Here is a 20473-nt window from a genome sequence, read left to right on the forward strand (position 1 = left end):
ATATCTGCAGACCAAGGTCTGCCATTACAATAAACCATCCAATTATGTAGTGGGCGAGCTTGCTCGCCTTTAGCAGAGTAAACTCTGCCACTACAGGAACTGATGTAAATTATTGCAGAGTAAACTCTGCCACTACAGAATCCGCTGCAGATCAAGTTATGCCACTACGAATCTATTTAACCTAAAGAAAGCACTCAATAAAAGTGGAGGCGGAATAGTTTTTATTTTTCTTGACAAATTAATATAAATTTGTATAATAATACAGGAAAAAATGATGTTGTCAAATAAAAGTAAAAATTTTTCAGAACTTCCTTTTATTGGCAGAAACAACGAGTTAAAAATTTTACAGGAAAATCTGCAATCGGCTTTTAATTACCAGGGAAAATGTGTTGTTATTAGTGGTGAGCCTGGTATTGGCAAAACCAGATTGGTGGTGGAATTTTTAAAAAACATTCAGTATAACCCGATTACTTTCAATATCGTATTACAACCCCGGACTTCGGCAAATTTATTATTCACGGAAATTATAAATAATTACCTAAATAGAGCAGGACGGCAAATAAGGGAAATCGTCCAGGTTATTGGTCGTGAAATTTATAATAATTATTCGGAGGCGATACCTTCATTAAAAGTTTATTTTCCGTATGAACCTGTGCCTAAAAAAACTGAATTCTTAGAAATTTCTCACCATTTCATTGAATTCATAGAGAAACTTTCCCGATTCTCTTTCATTATTTTTATTTTAGAAGAAATTCAAAATGCAGAGAACGATGTATTTATTTTATTGAATCAACTCATAAACCGTTTGGATGGGTTGCCAATTTTAATGATCTTGACTTCAGACAATGCTAAAATTATAGATAAATTACAATCAAAAAATCTAATAAAAATTACGCTTGGAAATATTGGTAAAGATGAGATATTACATTTAAATGAAATCATTTTTGCCAATCATTTAGACGATAAATTTTTTGACTGGTTGTTTACTTTAACATACGGGAATCCACTCTTTCTTAAAGAATATTTATTGATCCTCTTAGAAAAGGGTGTTATTTATTATAATGATTTAGAAGAAAGATGGTGCACCCTGCCAAATTACGACAAAATACCAGTTTTTAAAGGGATACCCGACATTTTGAAAATAAGATTTGCAGGATTGAGTAAAAAACAGATTGAATTTCTTGAGACTGCTTCGGCTGTTGGCGAACGATTTAATCCGCCCATTTTAAAATTGAAGATTAATCTTTTAAATGACCTAACCCGCAGGGGTCTCATAAGAAAAGAGCAAAAAAATTATGTTTTCAGCCATCCTATTATCAGAGAGGTAATTTATGACAATATTCCTGAAAATAGAAAACTCAATTTACATAAAAAAATGGGCGAATTCTTTGCGAAAAAAAATGATAAATTTAATGCACTATTACAATTTGAAAAGGCAAACATTTACAAAGAATGGATGGTAGATTATCTTTTGCATCTCGCAAAAGAAGCTGAGGATTTAAGGGATTTCGTTCGTGCGGGAAAATTCTTGGAGCAAAGTTTAAATATTGCAGAAAAGATAAAAAATTTTTCTAATAAAAAATCCCTGGAAATTCTTGCTCGGTACGCCCGGATTAAGCTTAAAATCGGTCTGTACGATGATGCGGTAGGATTAGCAGACCGATATTTAAAGATCTATAAGAATACAAAATTAACTGCAAATAGCCAGTTTTTAGACCTCCATTCAACCTTAATTAATGCCCTGGTACGGGCAGGAAAATATAACGAAGCAATTAGGAAAGCAGATGAAATACTATCACAATCAAAAAGGTTAAAATTGGAGGCTTATAATGATTTTGTTCTTGACATTATGACCAATAGGGCATTTGCGTTAAAGTATCTTGGTGAATTAGACAAAGCCATTGATATAGGCATGACATTGAGAAATAAAATCAACGAGAAAACTCCTCTTATTGCTCAATACTACATCTATAATCTTCTGGGTTCAATATTTAACACCACTGGTGATTATCCTAAGGCGATTGAATATCGGATACAGACTTTGCAAATTGCGAAAGAAATAGGTAGCCCTTCGCTTATCGCATCAGCCCAGGGAAATCTTGGAATTTCTTATATAAATAATTGTGAATTTGAAAAAGGCAAGGAATTTCTATTACAACATCGTGAATTCAGCATTAAGAGCGGTATGATGCGAGAACAGATTATGGCTTGTCTCAACCTTGGTGCCTGCCAGCTATTCCAGGGTTATTTAAACCAGGCGGCTGAAGAATTCCAAAATGGCATTGCACTATGCAGAGAAACAAATAATCAATCAGACCTAATCTGGTTATTAAAATTTTGTGGTATTGCAATGTTCTTTAAAGGAAATTATGAAAAGGCATTAGAGTTATTTAAGGAAGGTATTGAACTTGCTAAGAAAATGCATAATCATAGGCTCCAATTTACAATGATGGTATACGAAAGTTTAGTTCTGTCAGTTCTTAACAAGGTAGATGAAATAAAAACATTATTTGAAGATATTAAAAAGGTATTCGGTAAAAAATATAATGAACATCCACTCTATCATTTAATTGCAGGTATCACTTACTTAAATAACAAACAAGAAATCGGATATGGATTAATAAAAAAATCATTAGACATTGCTGAATCGCACCAAGACTATTCGGAATTAATTTTTTTGCTCTACTTCTGCGCGAAATTGCTGAAAAATAATCCATATAGAATGACACATTTACAAAAAGCAAAATTGATAGCCAGGAGATGTAATATGGCAGGTTGGCTAAAAAAATTGGAGCCCGATATTGAAAAAGTAAAACCACCGGTTCTAAAAATCTTTACATTCTGCAGGATGGATATTCAAAAATTAGACTCAGCAAATCTTACTGTAAAACTTCTAAACTGGCAGAAATTGAGAGATTTCTTTTCTATTTTATTAATATCAAAAATTGAAGATAAAAAATTGACCCGTGATGAAATTGGGATACTTTTATGGCCCGAACTTTCTAAGAAGCAGGTTACAAATAACTTCCATGTTTGCCTTTCTGAATTAAAGAAAATAATAGGAAAGGATTACTTTTGCTATGAAAATGGCGTCTACACCCTTGATAATGTATGGATTGATGCAATTGAATTCTTTGATTTATTGAATGATGCTAAAGTCTTATATTCACAGGGCAAGATTCATATTGCCGAAGAAAAATTAAAGAATGCATTAACACTTTATAAAGGCACTTTTCTTGAAGATTGTTATGGACAATGGGTTGAAGAACTGCGCGAAAAGATAAATCGACAATATCGCCAGGCGCTCTTTTTATTATCTGAAATATGTTTAAAAAAACTGAAATTTGAAGAGTTAATCGAAAATCTACAAAAAGTTTTAATTTTAGACCCTCTTGATGAGGAGGCTCATAGGTTTTTAATGAAGGCATATCTGCTCAGTAATGAAAAATCAAAGGCAATATTGCAATACAGGAAATGCGTAGAATTATTTAAAAAAGAGTACAACTGCCAGCCATCAGAAGAAACGATAAAACTATATGAAGCGATAAAAGGGAAATAACTAATAGATTTCCTAATAGGTTATGGATATAATATAGTGTGAAGAAAAATGGTATTTGTATCTGTCCGAAGTGTGGGTTTTCAACGGTTGATAAGAATGAACGGTTCTGTCCGAGTTGCAAAACCAGGTTGATAGATTCCTGTCCCCATTGTGGTTCTTCTATCCGACATCCGATGGCGCAGTTCTGTCCGGTATGTGGAAAAAAATATATTGCAAAGAAAAAATGAACAAAGTTTTTAAGAAAGGAGGTGAGATTATAAGGAGGAATAAAATAATATATCTCCATTTGTTGATATTGTCTTTCAGCCAAAGGCTGAAAAGTGAATAAGTAAAAAAGAAAGGAGAAAAAATGAAGAAATTAATACTTATAACTGGTTTAGCAATATTGTTCTCATTTGTATCCCTCTATGCTGAGAACAATATAAATGGTAATGCCATAAAATCTACTCCAACACCATCAACAAAAATTGAGGGTACTATAGACGAAAACATACCGATTATCCCCCACGAAAAAGTCCAAGGCAGTTTAGAATACGAACTTCCTATGGGAGTTAAATATCTACCGCCGAACCCACCATTGGATAATTCAATCCTTCCCAATCCTGATGATCCTACATCAAATAATACCTATCCAGGATATACCCCTGTCATTAATAAACCAAGAAATGAACATTCACAAATATTTGATGGTCCAAGATGGGGAAATGATATTCTCATAGACGATAAAGAAGTTGGTGAGGGACAGGATTTTGATGAAGATGAAGTCGATCATGCAATTTATGTCGCATTTGATACATACCATTCTACTAACGACAGTTTAGTGGTATATAAATCGACGAATGGTGGAGATACATGGAATTTATTTATCATTGGATTAAACACTGATGGATATATTGGCAATCCAAAGGTTCGGGTTGTACGGGATGCTGGTGGTCAATCCTGGGTGGTGTTTCTGGGAATATGGTATGAGCCAACTGGTGCGCGCCAACTTTGGTCAAGAAGGGTAAGAACCGATGGTACAGGAGCAACTTTTGAGCAGATTGCTGCGGATAGTGTTTTGTTTGCAGACATTGATGGTGATATTGGTACCGGTGCGTGGTGCTATTGCACCTACAGTAAAATTGAACCCGATGGCCAATATCAAATATGGACAGCAAGGAATGCTCTTGATGGAACAGGATGGCAAAATAATAGCGCTCAATTTGTTAATATGCCGATTAATCCCTATCCAGCAATCGCTGCGGGTGCGGGCGGTAATGTAGGTATTGCATTTATTGATAGTTTTTATACAACGACTCAGGAAGTAAGAATCAAAAGAAGTACAAACTATGGGCAATCCTGGCTTAACTCCGAACCGGTTAGCAATAATGCGGGTGCAGCCATCCTGCGCTATCCCGATATTGGATACACCCATGGTTCCACACAGACCGGTTGGATATTTGTAACATTTAAATGGCCAACTGAGGACAATATTGCTTACTATTATAGCACCAACAGCGGTGTTAACTGGACATATGGAACGGTAATTACACCAGCGACAGCAAATGAAAATATGAGCACTTTGCGCTGTTATAAATCAACCGGCACAGGTGCAATCACTGTTGCCTATAATTGTGACCCCGGAGATTCAACGATGTTTACCTGGGCAATGTCAACAACCCCAACAAATTTTGATAATGGGGTTAAGATAAATGATTATGGAGCCACCGGACTTTGGCCACCAACCGCGGGTTGGGTTACTCGTGGTGGAATATATTCTGCAATAATATATAGTGCTATGTCCGCAGGTTATAGACCATATTTTGACTGGTTCGGTAATACCGGCATAGCCGAAGAGAATAAGCAGGTGAAATCATTATTACTCAGCCTCTCTCCCAATCCCTCAAATGGGCCTGCAAAACTTTCATATACCACAAAGAATCCGGGTATTGTGAAAATATCTCTTTATGATGCAAGTGGCAGATTAGTTGACATTATTACGAATGATTCTAAATCAGCAGGTACATATACGCTAAATTTAAACAATCAGGAGCTTCCCAATGGTATCTACTTTGTGCGGGTTGAAACACCTGAAGGAACTGCGACCAAGACGATGACAATAGTTCGGTAAATCCAGCAAATGGTAGGAGCGGCTTAAAGCCGCGACAATAGAAAGGGATGGCTAAAGCCATCCCTTTTTTATCAACATCCATAAGTAAATAAAAAATTGTAGTGGCAGAGTTTACTCTGCAAAAATGTCCCCGAAGGGCAAGGCTTTCTTCAAGAACCGATGGTTCTTTCAGAACCAGAGGTTAGCCTTGCAGCATTTGAATTGGTTAAATTGTTGAATGGTGAATGGTTAAAAATTAAACAAAGATTTAACTATTTAACCAATTACCAATTGTTTGTTATACAGAGACAACGGGTTTGCCCTACATTTAATATTAACTACAGAAAGCTTTTAAGTAGTTCATCAATAATCCAATCGGATTTTATTCCTTCTGCTTCAGCAGCAAAGTTTGTAATTATCCGGTGTCTTAAGACTGGATGGCATACATAACGCACATCTTCAAGGTTGGGTGAAAACCTGCCATTCATTGCTGCCTTTGCCTTTGCCCCAAGTATTAAGTATTGTGATGCCCTTGGTCCCGCCCCCCAGGCAACAAATTTTTTTATAATTTCAGGCGTTTCTTTATTTTCAGGTCGTGTCCTTTCAACAAATGCAACTGTCTTCTCTATAATCTCATCACTGACCGGCATTCTGCGAATGATTTTTTGAAGATTAGTAAATTCTTCAGCACCAATAACTTTTTTGAGGTCTGCGGTATATGCTGATGTGGTTGTTTTAACAATCTCAATCTCTTCATTTTTTTCAGGATATCCAATATTTATCGTAAACATAAACCTATCAAGTTGTGCCTCGGGCAATGGATATGTTCCTTCCTGTTCAATAGGGTTTTGAGTAGCAAGAACGAAAAATGGGACTGGCAGAGGATAGGTCTCCCCTGCATAAGTTACCTTATATTCCTGCATTGCCTGCAATAATGCTGATTGAGTCTTGGGCGGTGCACGATTGATTTCATCAGCAAGAACTACATTGGCAAAAATGGGCCCTTTTATAAATCTAAAATTTCTTTTTCCCGTAGTTTTATCTTCCTCTATCACTTCTGTGCCGGTTATATCTGATGGCATTAAATCCGGTGTGAATTGTATTCTATTAAATGATAAGTCTACAATCTGTGCTATTGTATTTACGAGCATCGTTTTGGCAAGACCGGGAACGCCAATAATCAGAGAATGGCCATTGCAAAATAATGAAATAAGCACCTGTTCTATAACTGATTTCTGCCCAATAATTACTTTGCCTATTTCATTATGTATTTTCTCAACATATTTATTAATTTCTCTGATAGATTCAACTTCTCTATGCTGTGTCATTTTAATCACTCATAATTATCTACAAATTGACATTTCCCTTCATAAAAATCTTTTCTCTTTGCCTCAAGCAAATCTTCTTTATACCCACGAAATTTCGCAGCCGATTGTATAACAGTGCTATTATTTAAATTTTTAAAGTTATCTACAAAATTGTCCCAATGAATATCCCGCAGAAGGTGATGATCAATAATAAGGTTTTTTATCTTCCCATTGTTGATTATTTTCTTAACATAATTTACCGCACAATCCATATCCGTCTTTTTATAATGTGAACCAACAAGATATGTTGATGGACCATCAAGAATTAATGTTTCTGGTTCATGGCTTAAAATAAAGTCCACTGGTTCTTCAACTAATGGACCTTGAATATCAGAACTGAAGATAAATTTTGAATCTTCCTCAATTAATACCATAAGAACATAACCCAGGCGATTATTCTGTCCGTGAAAGACTGGTTTAGAAAATGTAATTTTCGTACCACCGAAATTGAAGGACATTCCATCCGCAATGACTACCGAACGTGGTTTTCCTTCGATTTGAGTTAAAAAGAAAGCGGCGCGATTTTTCTGACTTTCATTTATAAACTGCCTCGGATCTTTTATAAAAACTTCTTTATTTAAAAATATTTCTGGTGCATTGGGATTATGGTGGTCATAATGATAATGTGTTATTATGACTAAATCAGATAGCGCTGTCCATTTTTTAATATCTTCCCAGAGCTTTTTGTGTCGATCAATTTCAACTTTATGGGGCGGCAATGAATAACGGTCTGGAGATAATGAAACGGCAGGATCAATAAATATTTTTATGTCCTTTGTTTCTACATATGTAGCCATACTTCTTGCACCAAGTGAATCAAAGGCAACAGGAAGAACTTTCATAATACAAAAAAGGATGCATTATTTATAATAAAATTATTAAAAGGCATTTAATCTGTTTGTGCTTTGTTTTTCTCAAATCTTTTTATTATATCTAATCTTCGTTTGTGCCTTCCACCTTCAAATGATGTAGTGAAAAAAGTTTCAATAATAGGTCTCCACTGTCTTTTTAATTTTATTGTGCGTGCTGGTAACACAAGAACATTGGCATCATTATGTGCACGTGCATAATAAGCAAGCTCTTTATCTGTGCATATAGCAGCCCTAATACCAGAAACCTTGTTGGCGGTTATCGCCATTCCCTGACCACTAAAACAGATAATAATTCCATATTTTATCTTTTTTCTCGCTACATCCTGAGCAACTCTCAAGGCAATTTTAGGATAATCAGCCGGCATTTCAGAATCCGTACCATAATCAAATACCTGATATTTATTTTCCAGGAGATATTTTTTTATCATAGATTTTAACTTGTATCCTCTATGGTCTGCACCGATCCCTATTTTCATTTTGCTAACGAGTTAATATCAACCACTCTATTAATACACCTTAGTAAGCCAGTTGTGTTTATCTTCTATTCTGCCTTCAATGATATCAAAGAAATACTTCTGAATCTTTTTTGTGATCGGACCTGCCTTTCCTTCACCAATTGTTATTTTGTCAATACTACGAATAGGAGTGACTTCGGCTGCTGAACCGGTGAAGAACACTTCGTCTGCGAGATACAAAAATTCTCTATTCAACATTTCCTGAATGAGTGGTATGCCTAAATCTTTGCATAACTGAATTACTGTGTCCCGGGTTATTCCAGGTAATATGCAGGCATGAAGCGGTGGTGTGTAAACAACCCCATTTTTTACTGCGAATATGTTCTCACCAGAACCCTCACTAACATATCCGGTATTATCCAGAGCAATCCCTTCAACGAAGCCATAGACTATTGCTTCCATTTTTATAAGTTGGGAATTCATATAATTAGCACTGCACTTTGCCATTGCTGGAAAAGTATTGGGTGCCATCCGATTCCAGGAGGAAACCATTACATCAATTCCTTGTTCAAGGGCATCTGCACCAAGATACTTTCCCCACTGAAGTGTTGCAATCGCTACGCAAACCGGACAGGGAAATGGATTAACACCAAGTTCATTATAGCCGCGGTAAGCGATTGGTCTAACATAAGCTGACTTTAAGCCATTCTTTTTTATTAATTCAACAATCGCATTGTTTATCTGTTCCTTAGAGTATGGTATTTCCATACGATATATCTTCGCCGAATTAAAAAGCCGCTCTGTATGTTCTTTCAAACGGAATATAACCGAACCTTTGGGTGTGTCATAACATCTCAAACCTTCAAATACACCAGTCCCATAATGTATGACATGCGATAAAATATGAATTTTTGCATCATCCCATTTAACAAAATTTCCATCCATCCAAATATATTCTGATTTTGGCATTGCCATAGAATTACCTCCTATTTTAGATTATTATTTATTTTTAACTATAATCAATTTAAATCAAAAGTCAAGATTTATGCCAAAATTTTTTGGTATAAATTTTTATATGCCAGCGCCGAATTATTCCAGGAAAAATCGTACTTCATACAGTTTTCCGAAAGTTTTGAAAAAATTTCTTCACGGATATAAACATAATAAGCAAACTTTAATGTTTCTATTAAACTTTGCGCGGAATATGTTTCAAAAATGAATCCATTTCCAGTTAGAGATTCAGGATTGAACTGAATTACAGTATCAGCAAGTCCACCTGTTTTATAGACTATTGGAACGGTTCCATATCTTAAACTTATCATTTGTCCAAGACCACAGGGTTCATATTTAGAAGGCATTAAAAAGAAATCGCTACCAGCATAAATACGATGGGCAAGGTGTTCATCAAATTTGATATTTATTGAGACCTGACCCGGATAGGCATCACCAAACTTTTTTAATTTTTCACAGTAGTATTCTTCACCAAAACCCAACAGAACAAAATTGTAATTCATCGTAATTATATCATCAAGTATTTTTATCAAGATATCAAAGCCCTTCTGTCCGGCAATTCTTGAAACCATTCCAATCAATGGTTTTTTTGAATCAAAGCATAATTCACATGTGAGCCCTAATTTATTTTTCTTCTTGCCAATATAATCACTGAACTTTTCATAAATATATTTATCATTTTGGGGATCCCATATTTTATAATCAATGCCATTCAAAATTCCAAATAACTTCTGATTGTATTTTTGTAAAACCCCTTCAAGTCCAAAACCAAACTCAGGTGTTTGAATTTCTTTTGCGTAAGTTGGTGAAACTGTTGTTATAATATCTGAATAAATAAGCCCTGCCTTAAGGAAATTCAATCCACCATAAAACTCTATCCCTTCCAATGTGAAGTAATCCCATTCAATCCCTAAAACTGGAAATTTTTCTCTTGAAAATCTTCCCTGATAACCAAGATTATGGATTGTAAAGACACTTTTGGAATCAATACCATATTTTTTGATATACAAGGGCACCAAGCCCGTTTGCCAATCATGGCAATGGACAATATCAAATTTAACTTTCTTGATCAGAGCAATTACCGCACGAGCAAAGAGTGTAAAACGCTCGCAATTGTCAGGATAATCCCCTGATGGTGTTCCATAGAGGCCATCGCGATTAAAATATTCAGGATAATCTATGAAATAGGCAATCCCGTCTGTAAAAACTGGAATAGTTTTTTTATTTCCCTCAAATTCCACCTCAAGATCAATAAATTTTTCACCTCCAATCCCTTTGTACTTTGGCAGAATAATATTGGTCTGAATTCCTAAATCTCTCAAATAAAGGGGGAGAGTTCCGCAAACATCAGCAAGTCCGCCAGTCTTGGCATAAGGAACTGCCTCAGGAGTAACGAAGGCAATCTTCATAAATTGGTTAAATGGTTAAATAATAATTGTTTAAATAGTGATAGATTTTGCATTTTAACCAGTCAGCCAACTACACATATCACACAATATTTTTTAAGTACGTGGCTGATTCTTCAGGTGCAGTAGGATTGATATAAAATCCTGTCCCCCATTCAAAGCCAGCAATCCGTGTAAGTACAGGTATTATCTCAATATGGTAATGATAAAATTCAATGCCTTTTAGCGTTATTGGGGTAGTATGGATAATAAAATTATAGGGTGGCGTATTCAATGCCTTTTTTAATCTAACAAGACAATCTTTCAGTATCAACGCAAAATCGTGCAAAGATGCATCGTCGGTATCCTCAAAGTTAGAAATATGGTGTCGGGGTATTATCCAGATCTCAAATGGGAAACGTGGAGCAAAGGGACAAATCGCAATAAAATTATTATTCTCAGAAACCATCCTCTTGCTCACCTTTGTTTCCTGGGCAATTATATCGCAAAATATACAACGGTCACGATATTCAAAATAGCGCTTGGCACCATCCATTTCCTCAATCACTCTTTTGGGAATGATTGGAGTGGCTATTAATTGTGAATGACTATGTTCAAGTGATGCTCCAGCAATAGCCCCAAAGTTCTTAAATATCATTACATATCGCAAACGGGGATCTTTCTTAAGGTCAAGTATTCTCTTTCGATATGTATCAACAAGATTATAGACTGCATCATTGCTGAGATCAGCAAGGTCGTATTGATGTTCGTTTGTTTCAATGATAACCTCATGTGCGCCAATGCCGTTCATCTTATCATATATTCCCTCTCCCCTGCGATTAAGTTCACCTTCAATTCTTAAGGCGGGAAATTTGTTTGGTATAACCCTCAAACTCCAGCCCGGAGAATTAGGTTGGGTTCCATTATTTCTTATCGCGAATATTTCAGGCGGTGTTGCACTTTCATTTCCCGGACAAAATGGACACTCACTTGGAGTGATTTTTTTCTGTTCTGGCTCAAATTTGAAATCCTTCGGTCTTTTTGCCCTTTCAGTAGAAATGATGACCCAGCGGCCCAATACCGGGTCTTTTCTTAATTCAGGCATTATTTTTTAGGTTCGGTATCGGGATTTTCAGGCGGGTTCATTTCCTCTTCGGTTTTTGCTGGTTCAGGAAGCATTATTTTTATATCTGCTTCATTCTTTATGTTAGCAAGAAAGTCATCAGCAATCTTACGCTGTTTTTCTCGCAACAAATTCATTTCTAAAGAAGCACGAACCTCATCAATAGTTCTGTATTTTGTGGGTGTATATTCTGTTTTTGTTAATATCGTCCAGCTTGAATCACCCACAAGAAACACTTTGCTTAATTCACCAATCTTTAATTTCCAAGCGACATCTTCAAATTCCTTGGGCCTCGTTCCTCTTTTTAATGGACCGGTGTCGCCGCCGCGTGTTTTGTTATAGGCAGTAGAATAAGTCTTGGCAAGGGAATCAAACATTGTAAAATCTGTTATTTTTGCCTTTTTGTTTAAAAAAGGAATAATGGATTTTTTCTCTCCATAATGTTCAGCCAGTTCTGCCCTTATTTTTTCTGCTTCCTGTTTGTTATTGACCACAATTTCTTTGCATCTAATTGTTTCAAGTATTTTCATATCCTCTTTATGTGCGTTATAATATTCCTGAACTTCGTTAGAATCAACCTTTGCAGTTTGAATAACAATTTTGGTGTAAAGTGCCTGTTCAAGTGCCCTTTTGATCCCTTCATTTAACTTTGTAACAAAACCATCGTTGAAATAATATTTATTCCGTTCCGCAAGTTCCAATTTTAAATCTTCTTCTATTAAACTTTCAAGAACTTTTTCAAATTCTTCTGGTTTTGACACATCAAGCCTTGCAAACATTGGTTGAGAGGCGTTTTTAATTTCTACATCCCGGAATTTGACAGGCCTTCCATTGATTAGTGCAACAATCCTCGTATCCGATTTCAAAGCACTGTCAGTAATAATACTGTCTTTAAAAATCTCAATCTTTGCCTTTGCCTTCAAATCCTTAAGGAATTTTTCTTCTATCTTCTGTATTTTTTCCGCACGCACTGCGGCTTCAACCTGTGATTTCACTTCGTCATAACTACGCCAACGTTCTGGTTTTCTTTCGTAGACAAGATATATCCCATACTTATTTTCAAATTTTACTATATCTGAAATGGTATTTAACTTAACACTGAATAAAATATCTTCTACTTCTTTTGGTTTTGTTCCGGGAATGACAATCCCCATTTCACCACCACCGCCTTTTGTAGGTGCAGTTGAATAAATCTTCGCCAGGGTATCAAAACTTGCCTGATCTTTTAATAAAGAATCACGGATGAAAACAGCAAGACTTTCAGATTCTACAACTATCTCTTTACCCCTTACCTCCCTTGATAATTTGTAGAAATGTTTATTCTTTTTATAGTATTCCCGCATTTCTTTCTCAGTTGGGATTGCTTTATCAAGAACATTTACGGCCCTTACTTCGTCTAATAAAAGTGTCGTCCGTGTTTGTTTTATTAAATCCTTATATTCCTGCATCGCCTTTACATTATGCTTCAATGCCTGGACATACAAGAGTCGTTCAAGGATCATTTGATCAAGTAATCCCCTTTCATCCTTCCTTGCAAAAGGAGATTGTTTTGCCATCATTTCATCCAATTCTAATCGAGTAATCCTGTAACCATCAACAAGGGCAACTGTATCCTGATAATTCTTTTTAAAACATCGTTCAACACCGGACAGAGCAAACGAATCAAGCGGTGGTTTACGATATTTTGTTGCAACTATTTCATAAATCTTTGCAGCATTTAGATAATCCTCCAGTGCCTCAAGCACCAGCCCCAGACGATAATAGACCCATCCATCCTTCTGGGGATATTTATCAATAATTTCTTGATATAATTGTTTTGCCTTTACTGGCTCATCAAGTTTATCAAAATATATATCCCCAAGCTCTAAATACCATTTAAACCCAGGGGTTTTATTTATCATTTGCTTACAATATTCCACCGCAGATTCATAATCTTCCTTCATGACCATATTGATATATTCCTGCGGCATAATAGCCAATAGAATTGCAATTAATGCTGTCATTTAACCTCCTTTCAAGAAAAGAGTATATTCAAATTTTAATGATAAGTCAAGATTGAAATTATGCAGGATAAACAATACCCATATCCTTAAAATGGGCTTCAATCCGGTCAAGGGTATAGTCAAGGTCAGCCCGGGAATGTTCAATTGAAAGTACCATCTTAACCCTTTCTTTATTCGTATTTGTAATTATTCCATCGGTAAATAATCTTTTTGAAAATGACTCTGCCTCCTGATTGTTATTAAAAATCAAAACAACCACAGGGGTCTCACTCATTGTCTTAAGACCGATCTGTTTTAAACGATTTATAAAGAATCTGCTGTGTGTCCACAACTTTGAGAATGTCTGTCTATTTTTGGTTTCGTCCATTAATAATCCAATACCCGCAAGATTGACCGCAAGCATAAATCTGGGAACTGGCATATAGATACCATTTATGTTTTCAATTATTTTATTGATTAAATATTTCTTTGCTCCAATGTAAGCGCCGTATCCGCCGATATAACGATTGAAACTACCGATTTCTATGTTTATATCTTCATAAAGGTTGAACAAATCTACAAATCCTCTGCCATCTCTACCAAGTAAACCAAAAGAATTCAGTTCATTGGCGATAACCACAGCCTGATTTTCTTTAGCAATCTTAATTATTTCATTGATATTCCCTGAACATCCTAACCATTCATAAAGTCCATCAATTACAATAACTTTTTCTGAATGAGTTGCTATAAGTTTTGAAAGTTGTTCAATATCTCGGTGATTATAGAATTCAATGTTTCTGTGCTGTAATACCATAAATATAGCGGGTGATGTTTCATAATCAATAAAAAATGTTGTTTTTGAATTAAAAATTGAAAATAAGGCATATATCGCTGAAATTTCGTCGGAAAATATAATTACTGAATCCAGTTTTTTAAATTCAGCGATTGAATTTTTCAATTCATTCATATAATCATCAGGATTTCTAAGGTCAACAACATTATGATTATCAATATTCAATCTTGCCGCTTCCTTTAAGTATTCATTATTTCGTCGATTGAAACAATCAATAAGAGTAAAATTTAAATATTTTTTATTATTATGGATAAATACTGGCTCAGATGGTAAAAATACTGAATCTTTTTCCTGTTCAATGAAAAGATTTACCTGATATGGCTTCATACAGCATTCCTACCACAACATTTCTTATATTTTTTTCCACTACCACATGGACACGGGTCGTTCCTGCCCACTTTCGCCGTCTTCAAAACCGGAGCACTTTTTGCCCCCGGTGTCTGTGCATTGACTTTACCATCAGCCGAAGGTTTATATTCCTGAGTTACTACCGGTTTTCTCTGTATTGGTCTTGGACTTGCCCTGAAGACAATTCCTGATACATCCCTTGCAATTTCTGACAATAATTCATCAAACATTTTAAAGGATTCATGTTTATATTCAACAAGTGGATCCTTCTGTGCATAACTGCGTAAACTAATACCTTCGCGTAGTGCATCAAGTGCGTATAAATGTTCACGCCACCTATTATCAATCGTCAAAAGCAAAATTGATTTTAGCATCTCATTATAGGTTTCAGGATCATAATTCTGTTTGCGAAGATTATAGGCTTCTTTTGCCTTTTCAAGTAATTTATCAAATAATTCAGCCTGTTTTATGTGAGACTGTTCTTCTTTATTTATATAAAAATTTGTGGCAAATAAATTGTTGAATTCACCGATTAGACCATCCCAATCCCATTCTTCTGCGGGTTTCTTCTCATCCGTATATTTAACAACAATGCCTTCAATCGTATCTTCAAAGTTTTTAAATATAAGTTCTTCATAATTTTCACCTTTTAATATTTCATCCCGCATTTTATAAATAACTTCCCTTTGACGGTTCATAACATCGTCATATTCAAGCAAATGTTTTCTTATCTCAAAATTATTTTCTTCAACCCTCTTCTGTGCATTTGCGATTGCCCGGGTAACAAGGGGATGGGTTAATGGTTTTTGTTCTTCGCCACCAAAACGGTCCATAATATCGGCAACACGGTCAGAACCGAATATCCGCATTAAGTCATCTTCCAGAGATAAAAAGAATCTTGAAGAGCCTGGGTCTCCCTGACGACCGCTTCTACCCCTTAACTGATTATCAATTCTCCGTGATTCATGTCTTTCCGTTCCTATGATATATAGTCCACAGGGTAGTTCTTTAAAACACTCTTTTTTTATTTCATGGGAACATTCAGCACAATTCTGGTCCGGACACTTTATACAGCATTTAGCACATTTAACTACCCCGGGCCCGAGTTTTATATCAGTTCCCCTACCTGCCATATTGGTAGCAATCGTTACTGCACCGGGCTGTCCAGCCTGGGAAACTATTACTGCCTCGCGCTGGTGGTGTTTTGCATTGAGAACATTATGAGGAATACCTTTTCTCTGTAACAGACGAGAAAGAATCTCTGATACTTCAACCGATGTTGTTCCAACAAGGATAGGTCTTTTCTCTTTGTGCCATTTTACGATTTCTTCTATTATTGCATTATATTTTTCTCGTTTTGAACGATAGACAATATCTTCATAATCAACCCTGCGCACCGGCTCTTTGGTAGGAATCTCTACGACATCAAGTTTATAGATCGTCCAGAATTCATTCGCCTCGGTCGCTGCGGTCCCGGTCATCCCAGCGAGCTTTTCATACATTCTAAAGTAGTTCTGGATTGTAATTGTAGCAAAGGTTTGAGTCTCTTCCTGAACCCTCACCCCCTCTTTTGCCTCAAGTGCCTGATGCAGTCCATCAGAAAATCTCCTTCCCGGCATCAATCTACCCGTAAACTCATCAACGATTATCACTTTCCCATCCTGGACCACATATTCAACATCCTTCTCAAAAAGTGAATAAGCCTTTAATAATGCCCTCAAATTTGCCAAAATCTCACTCTTTTTTGCGTATTCTTCAAACGCCTTTTCTTTGGCAACGAGTTTTTCTTTTGGAGAAAGTTTTTCATCCTTGTCTATTTTGCCAATCTTTTCACTAAGGTCCGGCAAAACAAACATTTCAGGATTATTGGGCGATATGTATATTCTTCCTTTTTCTGTTAAATCAACTATATGCGCTTTCTCATCTATCACAAAATACAATTCTTCATCAATCTTACCAAAACTTTTTTCTCTAAGAAAATTGAGCTCGGTATCCTCAATCAATCTCTTTATGCCGGTCTCCTGTTCTAATTTCAATAATTGTTTATTCTTTGGAGCACCCCTCCTTGCCTGAAGTAGTTTTATCCCCGCCTCTTTCTCCTTCCCTTCATCAAGAAGTTTTTTTGCCTCTTCTACTATTCTGTTCACAAGGACAGTCTGGGCAGAATGCAGTCTTCTAACAATGGGATTCAGTTCATCAAAACTCTTTGTCTCTCGTTCCACCGGTCCGGAAATAATCAGGGGTGTCCTTGCCTCATCTATCAAAATGCTATCAACCTCATCTACTATTGCATAATAATGTCCCCTCTGGACCTTATCTTCCCATCTCCATACCATATTATCGCGGAGATAATCAAAACCGAATTCGTTATTAGTTCCATAGGTAATATCACAATTATATGCCTGTTTTCTTGGTTCATTCTCCATACCTTGCTGGAGGACACCAACCGTTAGACCCAGAGACTCATAAACAGGTCCCATCCATTCTCTGTCTCTTCGGGCAAGGTAATCATTGACTGTCACGAGATGGGCACCTTTTCCAACCAATGCATTAAGGTATAATGGTAGCGTGGCGACAAGGGTTTTACCTTCTCCAGTCTTCATTTCGGCAATCTTGCCTTCGTGAAGAACTATACCACCTATCAGCTGAACATCAAAGGGAATCATATTCCATTCGGTTTCAATCTCAACGACGGGCCATTTTTTGCCTACAAGCCTTCTGCAGGCTTCTTTCACAAGGGCGAATGCTTCAGGAAGGATGTCATCAAGGGATTCGCCATCCGCAATCCGTTTTTTGAAATCCTCGGTTGTTTTTATTAAATCAACACCCTGGAGTTTAGGGTAAATTGTATTAATTTCCTCAACAATAGGCCAGAGCCTTTTTAACTCCCGTTCTGTTTTTGTGCCAAAAACCTTGCTTAATAGTTTTGTAAGCATATAAACTTATCTAATTATATTGATTAAATCCCTCGTGTCAACAGGATACATATAGTTTCGTAAAGTCCATGGGAATTTTGTAAAATTGTAGTGGCAGACCTTGGTCTGCAGAAAGTATCGTAGTGGCAGACCTTGGTCTGCAGATATCTAAAACGCAAATAAACTCAGCCACTACATTTTTTGCAAATCAGATTAATTAAAGAAATTATTTAATATTGAGCGCTTGTTTAACAAGAAACGGAATTTCACTCAGGGTTTCTGCAATCAAAGCCCCATTATTTTTCAATGCCTCAATCTTACTCTGGGCGGTTCCCATATTACCTTCAATTATTGCACCAGCATGACCTAATCTCTTGCCCTGAGGCGCAGATTTCCCGGTGATATAGGCAATGACGGGCTTCTTCATCTGTTTGATATATGGTGCGGCAAGCTCTTCATATACCCCGCCGATCTCACCTGCCATAACCACTGCATCAGTATCTGGGTCCTGTTCAAAGAGCCTTAAAATATCTTCAAAATTAGAACCCAAAATCGGGTCTCCACCGAGTCCCACCGAGGTTGACTCACCAAGTCCGGCCAGATTCAAAGAATTCGCAATATAATATGTCACTGCACCACTACGGGCAACCGTGCCAATCCTGCCGGGCTGGAATGCAATCTTTGGAAGCATACCAACCAGACATTTTCCTGGTGAGATTACTCCCGGTGTATTTCCCCCTATTACCACAACCCCTTTTTCCTTTGCCTTTTCCCGGACATAGAGCATATCATGAATTGGTATTCTTTCGGTAATTACAATCACGGTCTTTATGCCCGCATCAATCGCCTCAAGGATTGCCTCTTTAGCAAACCTTGCCGGGACCCAGATACTTGAAACCGTTGCATCAGGATGTTCTTTTAAACATTGTGCAACAGTATCATATACCGGGACACATTCAACTTTTTGTCCCCCTTTACCCGGCGTTACTCCGCCCACAATCTTTGTTCCATATTCAAGCATTAATTTGGTATGGAGTGCTGCATTGGCACCAGTGATGCCCTGGACGATGGTTTTGGTATTACTGTCAATTAAGATAGCCATAATGTCTATTGAAATTCTAATACCGAAATTCTAAATACTAAACAATCTTTAAATCCTAAATTCCAATTATTCAAACTAATTAATTGTTTGAAAATCTGGAATTTGAATACTGGAATTTGTTTCGGATTTCGGATTTCGAATTTCGAATTTTGCGAACTTACTGTGTATAATTTATTTTCTGCTTTCATTCTATTTCCTTTGCCGCCTTTATTGCTTCCTGTATAACCTGTTCAATCGGTGTATCATACGCATAGACCTTTATGTTTTTAAACAGGTCTGGATATTCCTTTTTTGCTTCTTCAAATATCCTTCTTCCTTCTTCCTCCATATTACCTGCCATTCTCATTACCATTGGCTTTTGCGGTTTATTTTCAATAACATATTGCACAACTGCCTTTGCCCAGTCATCGCAACGGGAAATTCCGCCAAATCGAGCTCCAAAGATAACTTTGACCTTCGGATTGTTGATTAACAATCCAAGCATTGCCTTTAATTTCTCTTGAGTAGGTGCACCGCCCGAGTCCATAAAATTTGCTGGTCTACCTCCATAATGGGTGATCAAATCAAGTGCAGCAATACCAAATCCTGCACCACCCGGAAATACACCAATATCACCATCCGGGTCAACATCGGCATAAGGAATTCCTGCCGCCTTTGCGAGTTTTTCCCTTTCGGTCAATTCGCCTATCTCATTTCTTGCAACAATTCCCATCTCTTTTAATTCCGGATGTCTGAACATTGCATCTTCATCTAAATCTACCTTAGAATCAAGGGCAATAACCTTTTTATCTTTCGTGATAACAAGGGGATTAATCTCAACAAGTTTACAATCATAATCAATAAAGAGATTATACACATTAAAAATTACATTTGCCATACCAGTTAACAAATCGCCACTGAATCCCAATTCTCCAGCAATTTTCTTTGCCTGATAATCAAATATCTTCTCTCCGGGATTAAAATAATATTTTTTTATCGCCTGTGGTTCTGTTTTTGCAATTTCTTCTATCTCCATTCCTCCTTGCAGACATAACATCAAAAGTGGTTTATGGGCAATGCGGTCAATCAAAGCCGAAATATATAATTCCTGTTCAATGTCAAGTTTTCTTTCAACAAGAACCTTTTCTATGACAAAGGGTCCGTGTTTTTTACCCAACATTCCATTGATCTTTTCTTCCGCCTCTGCCCTGTTTTGAGCAAACTGGATTACACCTGCCTTTCCCCTGCCACCCAAAAAAACCTGTGCCTTAATCACAACCGGATAGACAACCTTATCAAGTTCAAAGAATGAATTCTTATCAACGACTATACCATCAGGGACAGGGATCTTTTTCCTCTTAAATAGCATCTTACCTTCATACTCATATAGTCGCATATGGGTATTATATGCACACTGAAAAAAATTTCAAGTG

The 20473-nt window shown here is 36.6% G+C and carries 14 protein-coding genes; 3 read left to right on the plus strand and 11 right to left on the minus strand.

Features of this window, described 5'->3' with window-relative positions:
• Positions 1–274 precede the first annotated feature (274 nt).
• The 3 genes from ABIL69_06655 to ABIL69_06665 all read left to right on the plus strand — a co-directional run bounded on the left by ABIL69_06655 (position 275) and on the right by ABIL69_06665 (position 5669).
• The gene (locus ABIL69_06655) at positions 275–3559 is read left to right on the plus strand and encodes a BTAD domain-containing putative transcriptional regulator (protein ID MEO0123666.1); all 3285 of its coding nucleotides are present in this window, start codon (positions 275–277) and stop codon (positions 3557–3559) included.
• A gap of 38 nt (positions 3560–3597) precedes the next feature.
• A complete protein-coding gene (locus tag ABIL69_06660; protein ID MEO0123667.1) occupies positions 3598–3786 on the plus strand; it encodes a zinc ribbon domain-containing protein in 189 nt (62 codons plus the stop codon).
• Positions 3787–3908: 122 nt separating this feature from the next.
• A complete protein-coding gene (locus ABIL69_06665; protein ID MEO0123668.1) occupies positions 3909–5669 on the plus strand; it encodes a T9SS type A sorting domain-containing protein in 1761 nt (586 codons plus the stop codon).
• Between the two features lie 317 nt (positions 5670–5986).
• Here ABIL69_06665 and ABIL69_06670 read toward each other — a convergent pair whose 3' ends face one another.
• The 11 genes from ABIL69_06670 to ABIL69_06720 all read right to left on the minus strand — a co-directional run bounded on the left by ABIL69_06670 (position 5987) and on the right by ABIL69_06720 (position 20436).
• The gene (locus tag ABIL69_06670; protein MEO0123669.1) at positions 5987–6976 is read right to left on the minus strand and encodes a MoxR family ATPase; all 990 of its coding nucleotides are present in this window, start codon (positions 6974–6976) and stop codon (positions 5987–5989) included.
• Positions 6977–6981: 5 nt separating this feature from the next.
• Entirely contained in the window at positions 6982–7857 is an 876-nt protein-coding gene (locus ABIL69_06675; protein MEO0123670.1) for a hypothetical protein, read from the minus strand.
• Between the two features lie 47 nt (positions 7858–7904).
• Entirely contained in the window at positions 7905–8363 is a 459-nt protein-coding gene (gene rpiB / locus ABIL69_06680) for a ribose 5-phosphate isomerase B (GenBank protein MEO0123671.1), read from the minus strand.
• A 30-nt stretch (positions 8364–8393) separates the two neighbouring features.
• On the minus strand, positions 8394–9317 hold the full coding sequence (locus ABIL69_06685; GenBank protein MEO0123672.1) for a branched-chain amino acid transaminase: 924 nt from the start codon (positions 9315–9317) through the stop codon (positions 8394–8396).
• A gap of 68 nt (positions 9318–9385) precedes the next feature.
• Positions 9386–10762, minus strand: a complete 1377-nt coding sequence (gene glgA, locus ABIL69_06690; protein MEO0123673.1) for a glycogen synthase GlgA — start codon at positions 10760–10762, stop codon at positions 9386–9388.
• A gap of 79 nt (positions 10763–10841) precedes the next feature.
• A complete protein-coding gene (galT, locus tag ABIL69_06695; protein ID MEO0123674.1) occupies positions 10842–11843 on the minus strand; it encodes a galactose-1-phosphate uridylyltransferase in 1002 nt (333 codons plus the stop codon).
• Positions 11843–13864, minus strand: a complete 2022-nt coding sequence (locus ABIL69_06700; protein MEO0123675.1) for a peptidyl-prolyl cis-trans isomerase — start codon at positions 13862–13864, stop codon at positions 11843–11845. Before ABIL69_06700 ends, galT begins: the two co-directional genes overlap by 1 nt.
• 58 nt (positions 13865–13922) lie before the next feature.
• A complete protein-coding gene (locus tag ABIL69_06705) occupies positions 13923–15023 on the minus strand; it encodes a hypothetical protein (protein MEO0123676.1) in 1101 nt (366 codons plus the stop codon).
• A complete protein-coding gene (secA, locus tag ABIL69_06710; protein ID MEO0123677.1) occupies positions 15020–17980 on the minus strand; it encodes a preprotein translocase subunit SecA in 2961 nt (986 codons plus the stop codon). Before secA ends, ABIL69_06705 begins: the two co-directional genes overlap by 4 nt.
• A 205-nt stretch (positions 17981–18185) precedes the next feature.
• Entirely contained in the window at positions 18186–19061 is an 876-nt protein-coding gene (gene sucD, locus ABIL69_06715; protein MEO0123678.1) for a succinate--CoA ligase subunit alpha, read from the minus strand.
• A 184-nt stretch (positions 19062–19245) separates the two neighbouring features.
• Positions 19246–20436, minus strand: coding sequence for an ATP-grasp domain-containing protein (locus ABIL69_06720; GenBank protein ID MEO0123679.1), 1191 nt, complete (start codon positions 20434–20436; stop codon positions 19246–19248).
• Between the last annotated feature and the right edge of the window lie 37 nt (positions 20437–20473).

The organism is candidate division WOR-3 bacterium, assembly GCA_039802005.1.
Classification (GTDB): domain Bacteria; phylum Hydrothermota; class Tepidihabitantia; order SM23-42; family JAOAFX01; genus JAOAFX01.

What these genes read in the sequence shown, in the direction of transcription:
- ABIL69_06655 (MEO0123666.1), top strand. Translation starts at nt 275, where the DNA reads ATGTTGTCAAATAAAAGTAAAAATTTTTCAGAACTTCCTTTTATTGGC.
- ABIL69_06665 (MEO0123668.1), top strand. Translation starts at nt 3,909, where the DNA reads ATGAAGAAATTAATACTTATAACTGGTTTAGCAATATTGTTCTCATTT.
- ABIL69_06670 (MEO0123669.1), bottom strand. Translation starts at nt 6,976, where the DNA reads ATGACACAGCATAGAGAAGTTGAATCTATCAGAGAAATTAATAAATAT.
- ABIL69_06675 (MEO0123670.1), bottom strand. Translation starts at nt 7,857, where the DNA reads ATGAAAGTTCTTCCTGTTGCCTTTGATTCACTTGGTGCAAGAAGTATG.
- rpiB (MEO0123671.1), bottom strand. Translation starts at nt 8,363, where the DNA reads ATGAAAATAGGGATCGGTGCAGACCATAGAGGATACAAGTTAAAATCT.
- ABIL69_06685 (MEO0123672.1), bottom strand. Translation starts at nt 9,317, where the DNA reads ATGGCAATGCCAAAATCAGAATATATTTGGATGGATGGAAATTTTGTT.
- glgA (MEO0123673.1), bottom strand. Translation starts at nt 10,762, where the DNA reads ATGAAGATTGCCTTCGTTACTCCTGAGGCAGTTCCTTATGCCAAGACT.
- galT (MEO0123674.1), bottom strand. Translation starts at nt 11,843, where the DNA reads ATGCCTGAATTAAGAAAAGACCCGGTATTGGGCCGCTGGGTCATCATT.
- ABIL69_06700 (MEO0123675.1), bottom strand. Translation starts at nt 13,864, where the DNA reads ATGACAGCATTAATTGCAATTCTATTGGCTATTATGCCGCAGGAATAT.
- ABIL69_06705 (MEO0123676.1), bottom strand. Translation starts at nt 15,023, where the DNA reads ATGAAGCCATATCAGGTAAATCTTTTCATTGAACAGGAAAAAGATTCA.
- secA (MEO0123677.1), bottom strand. Translation starts at nt 17,980, where the DNA reads ATGCTTACAAAACTATTAAGCAAGGTTTTTGGCACAAAAACAGAACGG.
- sucD (MEO0123678.1), bottom strand. Translation starts at nt 19,061, where the DNA reads ATGGCTATCTTAATTGACAGTAATACCAAAACCATCGTCCAGGGCATC.
- ABIL69_06720 (MEO0123679.1), bottom strand. Translation starts at nt 20,436, where the DNA reads ATGCGACTATATGAGTATGAAGGTAAGATGCTATTTAAGAGGAAAAAG.